This window comes from Bacillus sp. EB V-12, from assembly GCF_056158125.1.
In genome coordinates this window covers 1-12,577 of the sequence record NZ_JBUXJL010000007.1, presented here as the reverse complement: position 1 = coordinate 12,577, position 12,577 = coordinate 1, and the positions used below count along the sequence as shown (strand labels likewise).

Here is a 12,577-nt window from a genome sequence, read left to right as displayed (position 1 = left end):
AGCTAAAGGACAAGTGTCACTCGTAGTGAAATAACTATTGTGATAGGAGTCTATAAATTGATTGGGCAGTAAGGTAGTAAATGAGATTTATATGGGCAATTATGGAGATATATTGGCGCAACTTAAAATATATCAGCGATTATTGAAATATATCGGCGCAACTTAAAATATATCAGCGATTTTTAAAATATATCGACTTATCGACAAAACATGACAAAAGGAGTCTATTCCAAAATGCCTTTTGGGACAGACTCCAAGACTATATTATTTTTCCTTCAAAAAAGTACGATCCTTCAAGAATAAATTCCAGAAGAAAATAAATCCTGGTAATAAAATTGCAATCCCAATTGCGTATAGAATGAGCAGTGCATAGAACGTTTCTGTCGTTGTAAAGCTTGTAAATACAGTTACGTCAGGATAAATAATATACGGTAAATGGGCGACGCCGTAAGCGTAGCTTGCAAATGCATATTGAGCGACGACAGCTAAAACGGCAATGCGAGGGTATCCTAGTGTATTGTATTTTTTGTTTGTCCACCAAAGGGACGAGTATCCGATAACGAATAAAACAATAGAAACTGTAAACCACGGGAATTGCTTTATTAATCCTTGCATAAGCCAATGTGTTTCTGGATCCATTACAACGAGAGCGATGATCGCTGTAACGAGCGTTGCAGGACCAAGAATGATAGCATTTCTTCTATAAATTCTATACGTATCTTCTGAACTTTGTTCTCTCGCAAAATCAGCGAGAAAGAGAGAGGAGAGAAACAGTTCAGACGTTAGTCCGAAGAGCATATAACAATAGATAACCGGGCTAGAAAGAAGTTTTCCATACAAGAGTACTTCTTTTCCTTCAGACATTGTAATATAGGCCCCCTCTGTAACGGGTAAAACGGTAATTAATAGTGCTGGAATTAAGAGACCAGTAATACCTGAAATAACCCGAAGAAGGTACTGATATTTTGGCAAGGAGTAAGCAAATACCATAAACGTACTACGTACTGCAACGAGCACTAAAATTAACATAACTGGTACGAACATTACTGTCGCAAGAGTAAAGGCCGCTTTCGGAAAGAAGCCGAGAAATGCGACAACGACGAAGACGAGAAACGTATTTGTTACCTCCCAAGTTGGTGATAAGTACCGATTCGCAAGTTTAGCAGCGAGCGTCGGATGTTTTGCGTATACCATGCCCCAAAAACCAGCTCCAAAATCGATGGACCCTAGTATACTGTATACGAAAATAAGGGCCCATAAGATGATGATTGCAATACTTTCCTCATGCATGAGAATCGCCTCCTTGGTGTTGTAAATCATTCTTTAATGGATGTCTTCTAAAGAATGTCCGTAGAACAATGACTGTTAAAATAGCGAGTCCAATATATAAAATGATGAACAAAACAAATAAAGGACCGACGAAATCGGCGCGTGTAGATGCATCGACGGTACGTTGCATACCATAAATTGTCCATGGTTGACGACCGCTACAACTGAAAATCCATCCGAATTCAATACCGAGCATCATAATTGGTCCGCATGCGGCAGCCCCCCAAAGTAGCCACTTCGGTAGTTCTGTTCCCTTTTTTCGGTAAACGAAGTACCAATATAAGAGCGCAATTGCTGCAACTGCAAAGGTAAACGCAGCGGTGCCGACCATTAAGTTGAATAGTGTATGTGTATAAAATGGTGGCCATGTTTCTTGGGGAAATTCCTTTAGACCTTTTACGACAGTGCTAGGGTCTAATCCCACTAATAAGCTAAGCATGTTGGGAATTTCAAGTGCATAGTTTAGTTCAAGTGTATTGGGATCCACAACTCCGCCAATGGATAGCGGTGCGTGTGATGTCGTTTCAAATAAAGCTTCAGCAGATGCAAGTTTTTCAGGTGAGTGTTTATGTAAGGCGATCGCTGATTCATGTCCTGAAAGCCACATCGTAGCGCCTGTAATAAATGTAACGACAAGCCCTAATAGTAGCCCTTTTTTATGATAAGCAATTTCACGTGTACTTAAATTTTTCTTCAATAATTTAAATCCAGCGATAGAAGCAATGACAGCCGCACCAGTTGCATAAGCCGTAATAACAACATGGAATGCACTTGTGCCAAAACTTGGATTAAAGAATGCTTTCCACGGATCAACGTTAAAAACAGATCCATCTGGATTCATTGAAAAGCCTGCTGGTGTATTCATCCATGTATTTGCTGATGTAATGAGCACGGCGGATGCCGTGGCACCAAGCATGACGAAAAATAGCGAGATTAATCTCATAAATGGAGGAAGTTTATCAGCTGCATATACGTAAATCGACATGAATAAAGCCTCCAAAAAGAAGGCGAAAATCTCAATTTGGAAGGGAACAGAAATAACTTGCCCAACAATTTTGGCGAAACCAGGCCAAAGAAGTGAGATTTGCACACCAACAATTGTTCCAGTTGGAATTGCTACACCGAGAAGAATAGCAAACGCCTTTGTCCATCTTTTCGCCATAATGGCATAGTCGGAGTCTTTCTTCCAGTGATAGAGTATTTCGCTTATAAAAATCATCAATGAAAGACCGACACCAAGTGTTGCAAAGATAATGTGGAATGCTAATGAAGAACCAAAAAATGCTCTTGCTAATGTTACCGTATCCATATGTAAACTCCTCTTCTTTTTTGCCATTATTTTCTGATTGAATTGGAAGATTTATTCAAAAAAACTACCAAAAATATATATGTATTTAAAAAGTGAATATGATAATATAATGTTGTAATATTTTGAATAGAAAGAAATAAATAGTTGGTCATGTTTTGTTTGTTTTTTGCTCAGGAATCTTTTATAATCTTTTATGCGAACATAAGTTCTGTTTTTCGGAATCAAGAAGTTTATGTGAAATGGAGAGGGTGTTTTATGTATCCTGAAGTCATTAAAAAGATGGCATTTTCAAAAGAGCATAGAGATTTATTATTGAAGCTATATAATAAAGAAATTACACGTCGTGAATATGATCGACTTGTACAATCGCTATATAAACCTTCTAAAGAGGTTTGCGGGGGATAGAAATGCGGGAGACAATCTAATAGATTGTCTTTTTTAAATTTATGTATGTTCTGATAAAATTAAGGTTAGCCTTACTAGGGAGGTGAAAAGATTGCGGAAACGTTTATATATAGGGATTGGAGTTATCTTCTTAATCGCTTTAGGTGGAATTGTATTTTGGTCAGCTTTACAAGGAAACCGTACAGAAAATTTTATTTTAAGACATATGGTGAATGACAATGGAACACTTGCCACGTATCGTTTAGTAGATACTAAGGCAGGTACGGGTGAAGCTAAGGGACGCGAAGCTTTATCAGAATCGGCGGGATTATGGTTACAGTATACACTTGATAAAGATAATCAGGCGTTATTTGATGAGCAAGTAAAGGTTATTCAAGATAATTTCATATATAAGAATCATATCGTTTTATGGAAACTCTCTGAAAAGGGAGAGAGGCAGTCAGCTACAAATGCACTTATAGATGATCTTCGTATTATAGAACAATTATATCGTGCTTATGAAATGTATAAGGAAGAGCGTTATAAAAACCTTGCCGATCAATTAAGTGATGCTGTACTTCGTTATAATAAAAAAGATAATTATTATGTTGATTATTATGATGCAGATGCAGGGAAACAAAATAATTTTGTAACAACATCATACATAAATCCGCGTGCATTCTCCTATATGAAGAAGTACGGCAAAGTTTCTGCTCAGCAATATCAGGAAGTCGTTCAATTTTTAGCAGATTATCCAAGGCATGGCTGGGCATTCCCAAAAGAGTATAAAGAAGATGGTACATTTACGTACGATAAAGAAGTGAATCTTATTGACCAATCATACGTTGCATATCATCGAAGTTTAGGTGGTCTTTCATCAGCTGCTTATTTGGAATTTATAAAAAAGAAGTTCCAGGAGGATGGAAAGCTATACGGTCGTTACAATTTAGAAACGGGAAAACAAACTGTGAATTATGAATCGCCGGCCGCGTATGGACTAACGATTTTGTACGTACTACAAACAGGTGATACAAAGTTTGCGAAGGAATTGTATGATCATATGGCCACATTCCGAAATGACAACGTATTTAGTAGATATTACGGTGGATATGTAACAGGTGAAAATAATAATACGCATATTTTTGATAACGTACTACCACTTTTAGCTGAAATGGAATTAAAGAAGAGTGAACAATAAAAGGTGCCACCATATGAGGGTGGCACCTTTTATTTGTTCATATAATTTTACGTCCTAATATTAGAGAAGTAGTCAATCACGAATTCACGGAATTGCTGAGCTGTTTTTGATAAGTAGCGTTTTTTTGACCAACTTAATCCGATGGTTCGCTGACAAGTGGGTTCAATAATACGCAACTTGCTCGATGCTAAAGTAGAGTTTTTTAATAAAGTTAAACTTGGAACAAAAGCGATGCCGAGACCTTGCTTAATGAGGTCGCTAATCACGGTCGGTTCATCGACTTCAAAAGCAATATGTGGAGTGAAACCAGCTTCTTTACAAAATTCATCCGTTAAGTGTCGAAATCCATAACCAGTGTTCATACTAATGAACGGTTCGTCCTTTACTTCATGGAGGTGGATATTTTCTCGGCCTGATAAACGATGGCCTGAAGGGACGACTAAGAAAATTTCTTCTGTAATAAGTGGTTCCCAAACAATTTCTTCTCCTTCAATTGGCACAGAGGAGATACAAAAGTCAATTTCTATATTATCTAGTTGTCGTTTCATAGAAGGAGTGGATGCCAGAAATTGTTGGAACCGAACGTTAGGATGTTCTAGTAAAAAAGAGCCAAGTAGTTCTGGTAATATTCTCGGAATAGAAACGGCTAGTGTAATAGAGCTTTGTTGTAATTCGGCTAAATCTTTAATTTCTCGTTCCCCTTCGCTTAATTCATGAAAAATACGCTCTACTCGTTTTAAAAATACTTTTCCGAAAGAATTTAAAGTAATCTGTCGACCTTGGCGATCAAATAAAGGAACGCCTAAATCCTTTTCGAGTCTAGCTATTGTTTTGCTGAGTGAAGGTTGTGCGATATGCAATTCTTCAGCTGCCTTTGTCATATGTTCTAGTCGTGCGACTGTCTGAAAGTATTTTAACTGGAGCAGTTCCATTTCGAGTCTCCTTTCTATAGACCAAAAGGAATGAATTAATAATTAAAGATGTATTATACAGTATGGAAAGTGACGTGTATAGTAAATCTGTTAAACCATTCTAATGGTGTTAAATTCGGAGAAGGAGTATGTTTCATGAAGGGAATTCAACTTGTATTTAAAGATTGGAAAGCGATGTGGCACCATAAACATGGACGTATCGCTTTAATTTTTTTATTAATCGTTCCGTTAATTTATTCAGGATTCTTTTTAGCTGGATATTGGGATCCGTACGGAAAATTAGATAAATTACCTGTTGCGGTTGTGAATTTAGATAAAGGTGCTGCGATGGATGAGAAAACAATTCATGCAGGAGACGATTTTGTAAAAAATTTAAAGGAGAATAAAGAACTGGCTTTTCATTTCGTATCAGAAAAAAATGCTGATGAAGGGCTAAAAGAAGATAAGTACTATATGGTTGTTACGATTCCAGCTGATTTCTCTAAAAAGGTAAGTACACTTATGGATGAGAAACCAGAACCAGCACAATTGCAGTACAAAGTAAATCCGGGTAAAAACTTTGTAGCAGCGCAAATTGGAACGACAGCTGTTGAAAATATGAAAACAAAAATTTCAAATAGTATTACGAAATCTTATACAGAAGGTGTGTTTTCAAAGTTTCAAGACTTAGCACAAGGGTTGAGTGATGCAAGTAATGGTGCTGGGAAGTTACATGAAGGAACGACAGATGCAAGAAATGGGGCAGATCAGCTTGCAGATGGTATTCATCGTTTAAGTGACGGGACATCAAAAGTGAAAGAGGGAAGTGAAAAACTTGCTTCTAGCAAATCAGCCTTAACTGACGGAGCGAATGAGCTAAGTCAAGGAGCAACTTCACTTCATAGCGGTATGGAGTTATTAGCACAAGGTGAAAAAACGTTACAATCAGGGGTTAGTGAATTAAGTGCTGGTACAAATGAATGGGTGAATGGAAATGAAAAACTTGCTGAAGGGCAAGCGAAAGCGGACAATGCGGCAAATAGTGTAAAACAACAATTAGAAGAGTACGTGAAAAATCATCCAGAAGTGCAGCAAGATCCCGCTTTTCAAAAAATTGTTGCTACGTCTAATGGACTAGCTAAAGCAACAAGTACTTTAAATAATAGCCAACAACAATTGACACAAGGTGCGCAGAAGCTTACTGACGGTCAACATAAGATTGAAGAAGGCATAAATACATTCGGAGTTAAGTTAAATGAAGCTACTGCTGGAACGAAAAAGATAGCAGATGGTGCATCGAATTTGGCTGATGGATTTACGAAGTGGGGAAATGGATTTACATCACTACAAGAAGGTGTAAATCAACTTGCGAGTGGCGGAACAGAGCTGAATCATGGTGCTGATCAGTTAACGAACGGACTTGTTAAACTTGATGATGGTGCGAAAGAACTTTCTAGGAAATTAGGAGAGGGCGCAGAGAAGATAGCGGATATTCGTAATGATGATGCACGCAATACGATGTTCTCAGAGCCAGTTCAGTTAGTGAAGTCAACAGTTTCTGACGTTCCTAACTACGGTTCAGGCATTGCACCATATTTCTTATCGCTTGCATTTTATGTTGGCGGAATTATGGCATCGAATATTTTACCGCTTGGCCGCAGACAAAATATGAAGGTAAGCGGAACGGTACATTTTATTAATAAACTAGGATTGGTATATTTAATTGGACTTATTCAAGCGCTACTCGTAGATGTAGTTGTGCTAGGTGTTATGAAATTAGAAGTCGCAAGTGTGCCACTTTTTGTTTTATCAAGTATTGTTATTTCCTTTACGTTCATGACATTTATTCTTATGCTAGTAACAGTATTTGGTCTTGTTGGAAAGTTCTTAGCGGTAACGCTTCTTGTCCTGCAGTTAGCGACGAGCGGGGGGACTTTCCCAGGAGAATTAAATATAGCTGTTCTTAGCAAAATTGGACAATTTCTCCCAATGTCTCATTCTCTTAGAGGATTACAAGATGTTATTTCTTTAGGAGATTGGTCGCAATTACAAATGCAAATTTTAATATTGTTATGTTATCTCGTTGTTGCCGGTGGAATTGCTTGGGTCACGAGCCATATACAGCATAGAGAAACGAATGCAGAACAAGTTTCTTAAAATGAAATAAGCTATCCGATTTTTTCGGATAGCTTATTTTTTATTTGCGTTCCATTACTGCAAAGTAATTATTTTCATTATCAGCAAAGTTGAATGCTCTACCAGTAGGTAAATCTACAACCTGTCCAACTGTGACATTTTTCTCAGAAAGATCTTTATATAGACGGTCTAAGTCATTTGAGAAGAACATAAGTGAAGGTGTATTTAGGTTTAGTTCAGGTTGCATCTTCGCGATTAACGCTTTATCGTGAAGGACGATGCTTGTTCCTGCTTCTTTCGCCGGTGCAATTTCAATCCAGCGGAATCCGTTTCCGTTATTTTCTTCCGCAATGATTTGGAACCCTACTTTTTCTGTCCAAAATTGTACTGTTTCGTCTTGGTTATTTACATATAGCATAATTTGTCCAACTTGATTAATCATAGGTGTCTCTCGCTTTCTTTTTATATGCGTATTATTATATCAAATATATGGCTTGAATAGTTTTTTATGATTTTTTCGGAATACAACCTTCGTCCATTTCATCTTTGTTGTAGGAGAAGGACCTGTAATCCAAGTATGAAATGGTATTGTGCTACAAATGACCATTGTTGAAATAGAGATAATAGCCGTTAACACAAATAGTAATAGGGCATATAATATAGTATTTTCTTGCAGTGTGAATAAGGAAAGAAGTTTTGTGCATAGTTGCAAGAAGAATAAATGAGCTAAATAAGCACCATACGTGTAATTACCAATGAAACGTAACGTTTTATATAAGAAACCACGACGCTGTACTATCATAATAGATAACACATACAGTATGATAATTTCGCATACGATATATAAAAACATAGATGGTTTTAAATAGGTAGAAACAGTTAAATGAATAGAGTTTGCTCCGTAAAAACTAAACAACTCATAATTGATGAATAAAAATAAGATGAAAAATAATATTGTTATAAGCGGGATATGTTTCATGACGAATAGACGCCAAGTTTTTAGTGCTACAGCGGCAATGCCGCCCATAACGAAATAGAATGAGTAGAATAGAAATGATCGATCTGTATAATGTAAAATTGTTGAACTTGTTAATTTTTCTCCATTAAAAATATAGTGAGAAGAGAACCACATTAATAGAAAATATAGGCAAGCGAAAAAGGTCATATATTTATATATGTCTTTTTTATTTTCTGTTCGTTTTTGAAACCAATAAAAAAGTGTGCATAGTAAAGGGAACAATAAGTGAATTTGGAACATCATAATAACGTACCAAAGATGGGGAGCGGCTGTTCCGAGTAATAAACTTTTTATTCCACTTTGTAACGTAATAAGATCATTTGTTGTTAATAAGTAAAGAATAGACCAAAAGAAATACGGAATGAGTAAGTGTATCGCTTTTTCGGAAATATATTCTTTATATACTAATTGCTTTGTATAGTGACGAATTAAGTGAAATCCAACGATAAATATGAATGCTGGTGCTGAGAATTTTGCAAGATTAAATAGCATGCCCATAATGAGGGATTGCTCAAGTAAGACATTTCCTTGATTCATTGTATATAATAAAGAACTTTGCAAAACGACAGCGAGAAATGCAATGCTTTGCAAAACTTTAAATTCAGGTGCGCTTTGTGTCATCGTTTCCATCTCCTTTTCCATACATGATTATAGTACGGAGAATGGATAATGGATGTGGAATATTTGTGAAGATTTTAACAAATTTGTGGCGAGAGAGAATGAGTGGTATCGACTAACCAATAAACAAAGACAAAAAGAGGATGCTTTAAATGAGCATCCTCTTTCTTTCTATTAAGCAAATTTGTTTTTGATCCAATTCTTACCTTCTACAAGGCGAGCTGTCATTACGGCACAAGCGTTATCTGCCGTTACGTTTAACATCGTTGCAGGTGGATCAATGATTGTACTAATTGCTGCGATAATTGGCAGTGCTTCTGGCGGGAAACCGTATAGAGATACGATTAACATTTCACCGATCATACCACCGCCTGGAATAGCACCCATTACTGTTCCTACTAATAGAGAAACAACAAGTGCGATTGCTAATGTTTTCGGTCCTTCGAATTCCATGTTGAAAATACCGAATAAGAAAGCAATTTTTAATACGCCACCTAAAACAGAGCCGTCTTTATGAAGTGTAGAACCAAGAAGGACAACTGTTTCACGAACGTCTGAAGAAATACCCATTTTCTTCGTTGCTTCTAAGTTCGCTGGAATACTTGCGGCACTACTACAAGTTGCAAGTGATGTAACTGTAGGAGAGACCATGTTCTTCCAAAATACTTGTACACCTTGTTTGCGACCTGCAAGGTATGCATAGAACGTGAAGAATACAAAGAAGTAGATAAGAGAAGCTGGATAGTATACCATTGCTGCTCGGAAGTAAGTTCCAAGAAGTTGTGGTCCGAATTCACCAACTAATGCTGCGAAGTAAGCAGCAAGTCCGATTGGAGCGTAGTACATAATGAAAGATACAACCTTCATTGAAATCTCTGCACCAGCTTGTAGGAATGTAGCGAATGGCTTTCCTTTTTCGCCAACTGCTGAAGTTGCAATCCCCATTAAGATAGAGAAGAAAATAAGAGCTAACATATTTTCACGAGATAGTAACTTCGAGAAGTCAGATACTGTTAAAATACCGACGATTTGATCTGCAACACTAACAGCTTTGCCGGCTTTGTCAGGTTGTGTTAGTTCTAGTACAACACCTTGTGCTGGCGGGAATACTTTCACAACAATAATCATAAAAATAGCAGCTAAAATACTTGTAAATAAGAAAGTCCCAGCCATGCTAGACATAATTTTACCGAAACGTTTTAATCCATCCATATTAGCAATAGACGATGCGATGCTAAAGAACACTAGAGGTACAACAATCGTAAACATTAAGTTTAAGAAAATATCACCAAGCGGCTTTAAAGCAACTGCATCGGCACCCATGAAATAACCAATGAAACCACCAATTAGGATAGAAGATAATAAAATAAGTGGAAAGCGATATGCCTTCATAAATATATCCTCCTATCAATTAAAAAAATCATACTGAATCATTATAGCGAGTTAGAGTTCTCTTTACTAGGAGAATACGGATAAATGGAATAGCGCGAAAACCAAGAAATTTTTGTTTTTAAGCTCGGCATACAGCAGGAAATCTAGACATATATATTTGTAACCTAGTGGTGGCAAGGAGTGCACCATAATTTAGGTAGAGAAAAAAGGGGAGGGAAGCGGGATGAATATTTTACTTTGCTGTGCAGCGGGAATGTCTTCCAGTTTGATTGTTACAAAGATGGAGAAAGCAGCAGAGACAAGAGGGATAGAAGTAACAATCTGGGCAGTATCAGGTTCTGAAGTGAATAGTCATATTGATAAAGCTGATGTCCTTTTACTTGGACCGCAAGTACGTTATTTATTACCGAAAATGAAAGAATTATGTAAGGATAAAGGGATACCTGTTGATGTCATTCAATCTGTTCATTACGGACTTTGTAATGGAGAAGCTATCTTGCAAGCAGCTTTGTCAATGAAACCATGAGGAGAGTGGGATAGATGATACGGTTTTTAGAGAAGTATGTGATGCCGGTAGCAGGGAAGGTTGCAGAGCAGAGGCATTTACAAGCAATTCGAGATGGAATTATTTTAACGATGCCTTTCTTAATTATTGGATCGTTTTTCCTCATTATTAGTGCACTGCCGATACCCGGATATAACGAGTTTATGGCAGGTTTGTTTGGTGAGAATTGGCAGAGAGCTTTAGGGTATCCAGTTAGTGCAACTTTTAATATAATGGCTTTAATAGCTGTTTTTGGAATCGCTTACAGGCTTGGAGAGTATTATAAAGTGGATGCTTTAGCATCCGGGGCATTGTCGCTTGTGACGTTTTTACTTGCGACGCCATTTCAAGTTGCATATATTATACCAAGTACAAAAGAAAGTGTACTTGTAGAAGGCGCTATCCCAGCTGCATTAATGGGAAGCCAAGGGTTATTTGTAGCAATGATTATTGCACTTATATCTACTGAACTGTATCGATTTATTGTACAAAAAAAGATAATTATAAAGATGCCAGAGACAGTTCCACCAGCTGTCACGCGTTCATTTGCGGCACTTGTTCCAGGATTTATTGTTGTAACAGTTATTTGGATTTTACGCTTAATTATAGAAAATACTTCTTTTGGCAGTATCCATAATATTGTAGGACAAATTTTACAGGAACCACTTAGTGTACTTGGTGCTAGTCTTTGGGGCGCAATAATAGCAGTTATTCTCGTTCATGTTCTTTGGTCGTGTGGAATTCATGGTGCTACTATTGTTGGTGGTGTAATGAGCCCTGTTTGGTTGTCGTTAATGGATCAAAACCGAGTTGCTTTTCAAGCTGGGCAAGATGTACCAAATACGATTACGGCACAGTTTTTTGACTTATGGATTTATATGGGCGGTTCTGGTGCAACGCTTGCTCTAGTTGTTGGAATGTTACTATTTGCACGAAGTCAACAATTAAAAAGTTTAGGGAGATTGTCAATTGCACCTGGTATATTTAATATTAATGAGATGGTAACTTTTGGTATGCCGATTGTGATGAACCCACTTTTACTAATTCCATTTATATTAGTTCCAGTTGTGTTAACAATTGTTTCGTACTTTGCAATGGAATGGGGATGGGTGGCACGTCCGAGTGGGGCCGCTGTACCTTGGACGACACCTATTCTTTTTAGTGGATATTTAGGATCGGGCGGGAAAATTTCAGGTGTTATTTTACAACTTGTTAACTTTGCGCTAGCATTCTTCATTTATTTACCGTTCTTAAAAATATGGGATAAACAAAAACTGGCGGAAGAAAAGGGGGAGTAAAGAACTACAATGGATACGATAGAGACGAAAGCTTTTCATTTAATCTTGCATGGGGGAAACGCGAGAAGTTGTTCAATGGAAGCAATTGATTGTGCGAAGCGTGGGGAGTTTACAGAAGCTGAAGCTAAATTACAAGAAGCACTAGAGGAATTAAAAGAGGCGCACCGTGTACAAACGGAGCTTATCCAGAAAGAAGCTGGTGGCGAAAAGACCGAAGTTACTCTTTTAATGGTACACGCGCAAGATCATTTAATGAATGCAATTACGGTGAAAGAATTAGCGAGTGAGTTTGTAGAGTTATATAGGAAGATGTCGGTGGATGAATGAACCTTGCTTATGCAAGGTTTTTTTATCTTGAATTAACGGGCAGTAAAACACCCACTAATTAAAATTTCATTTTATGTATGTGCCTGTACCATCAGCGAAATGTTCATCCCACT

General features: G+C 37.3%; 12 protein-coding genes. 6 read left to right on the top strand and 6 right to left on the bottom strand.

Annotated features, from left to right (window positions below; translation table 11 throughout):
• Positions 1-264: 264 nt before the first annotated feature.
• Positions 265-1,290 (bottom strand): cytochrome d ubiquinol oxidase subunit II, encoded by a 1,026-nt coding sequence (locus tag ACZDYH_RS20440; protein ID WP_000544187.1) that lies wholly within the window; start codon positions 1,288-1,290, stop codon positions 265-267.
• Complete coding sequence (gene cydA / locus ACZDYH_RS20435; RefSeq protein WP_000381978.1) at positions 1,283-2,638, bottom strand: cytochrome ubiquinol oxidase subunit I; 1,356 nt, start codon at positions 2,636-2,638, stop codon at positions 1,283-1,285. Before cydA ends, ACZDYH_RS20440 begins: the two co-directional genes overlap by 8 nt.
• Before the next feature lie 255 nt (positions 2,639-2,893).
• Here cydA and ACZDYH_RS20430 point away from each other — a divergent pair, with 255 nt between their 5' ends.
• Both ACZDYH_RS20430 and ACZDYH_RS20425 read left to right on the top strand, forming a co-directional pair.
• Positions 2,894-3,043 carry a hypothetical protein gene (locus ACZDYH_RS20430; protein WP_000283180.1) on the top strand — a complete coding sequence of 50 codons (150 nt, stop codon included), beginning with the start codon at positions 2,894-2,896 and terminating at the stop codon, positions 3,041-3,043.
• A 91-nt stretch (positions 3,044-3,134) separates the two neighbouring features.
• Positions 3,135-4,220, top strand: a complete 1,086-nt coding sequence (locus ACZDYH_RS20425; RefSeq protein WP_474887070.1) for a transcriptional regulator — start codon at positions 3,135-3,137, stop codon at positions 4,218-4,220.
• A 47-nt stretch (positions 4,221-4,267) separates the two neighbouring features.
• Here the strand turns inward: ACZDYH_RS20425 and ACZDYH_RS20420 are convergent, their stop codons facing one another.
• A complete protein-coding gene (locus ACZDYH_RS20420; protein WP_000421926.1) occupies positions 4,268-5,152 on the bottom strand; it encodes a LysR family transcriptional regulator in 885 nt (294 codons plus the stop codon).
• Between the two features lie 135 nt (positions 5,153-5,287).
• Here ACZDYH_RS20420 and ACZDYH_RS20415 point away from each other — a divergent pair, with 135 nt between their 5' ends.
• Positions 5,288-7,288 carry a YhgE/Pip family protein gene (locus tag ACZDYH_RS20415; RefSeq protein ID WP_434713124.1) on the top strand — a complete coding sequence of 667 codons (2,001 nt, stop codon included), beginning with the start codon at positions 5,288-5,290 and terminating at the stop codon, positions 7,286-7,288.
• 40 nt (positions 7,289-7,328) lie between these two features.
• Here ACZDYH_RS20415 and ACZDYH_RS20410 read toward each other — a convergent pair whose 3' ends face one another.
• The 3 genes from ACZDYH_RS20410 to ACZDYH_RS20400 all read right to left on the bottom strand — a co-directional run bounded on the left by ACZDYH_RS20410 (position 7,329) and on the right by ACZDYH_RS20400 (position 10,295).
• Positions 7,329-7,709 carry a VOC family protein gene (locus tag ACZDYH_RS20410; protein WP_000610162.1) on the bottom strand — a complete coding sequence of 127 codons (381 nt, stop codon included), beginning with the start codon at positions 7,707-7,709 and terminating at the stop codon, positions 7,329-7,331.
• Positions 7,710-7,748: 39 nt separating this feature from the next.
• Positions 7,749-8,906, bottom strand: a complete 1,158-nt coding sequence (locus tag ACZDYH_RS20405; protein WP_434713122.1) for an acyltransferase — start codon at positions 8,904-8,906, stop codon at positions 7,749-7,751.
• A gap of 171 nt (positions 8,907-9,077) precedes the next feature.
• The gene (locus ACZDYH_RS20400; protein ID WP_000649376.1) at positions 9,078-10,295 is read right to left on the bottom strand and encodes a dicarboxylate/amino acid:cation symporter; all 1,218 of its coding nucleotides are present in this window, start codon (positions 10,293-10,295) and stop codon (positions 9,078-9,080) included.
• A gap of 223 nt (positions 10,296-10,518) precedes the next feature.
• Between ACZDYH_RS20400 and ACZDYH_RS20395 the strand changes: the two genes are divergently transcribed.
• Genes ACZDYH_RS20395 through ACZDYH_RS20385 form a run of 3 tightly spaced genes read left to right on the top strand, consistent with a single transcriptional unit; the run spans position 10,519 to position 12,464 of the window.
• Positions 10,519-10,821 (top strand): PTS sugar transporter subunit IIB, encoded by a 303-nt coding sequence (locus ACZDYH_RS20395; protein ID WP_001023557.1) that lies wholly within the window; start codon positions 10,519-10,521, stop codon positions 10,819-10,821.
• Positions 10,822-10,835: 14 nt separating this feature from the next.
• A complete protein-coding gene (gene celB / locus ACZDYH_RS20390) occupies positions 10,836-12,137 on the top strand; it encodes a PTS cellobiose transporter subunit IIC (RefSeq protein WP_000617789.1) in 1,302 nt (433 codons plus the stop codon).
• Positions 12,138-12,146: 9 nt separating this feature from the next.
• Positions 12,147-12,464: a PTS sugar transporter subunit IIA gene (locus ACZDYH_RS20385; protein WP_000379645.1), complete on the top strand. Its 318-nt coding sequence runs from the start codon at positions 12,147-12,149 to the stop codon at positions 12,462-12,464.
• Positions 12,465-12,577: the final 113 nt, after the last annotated feature.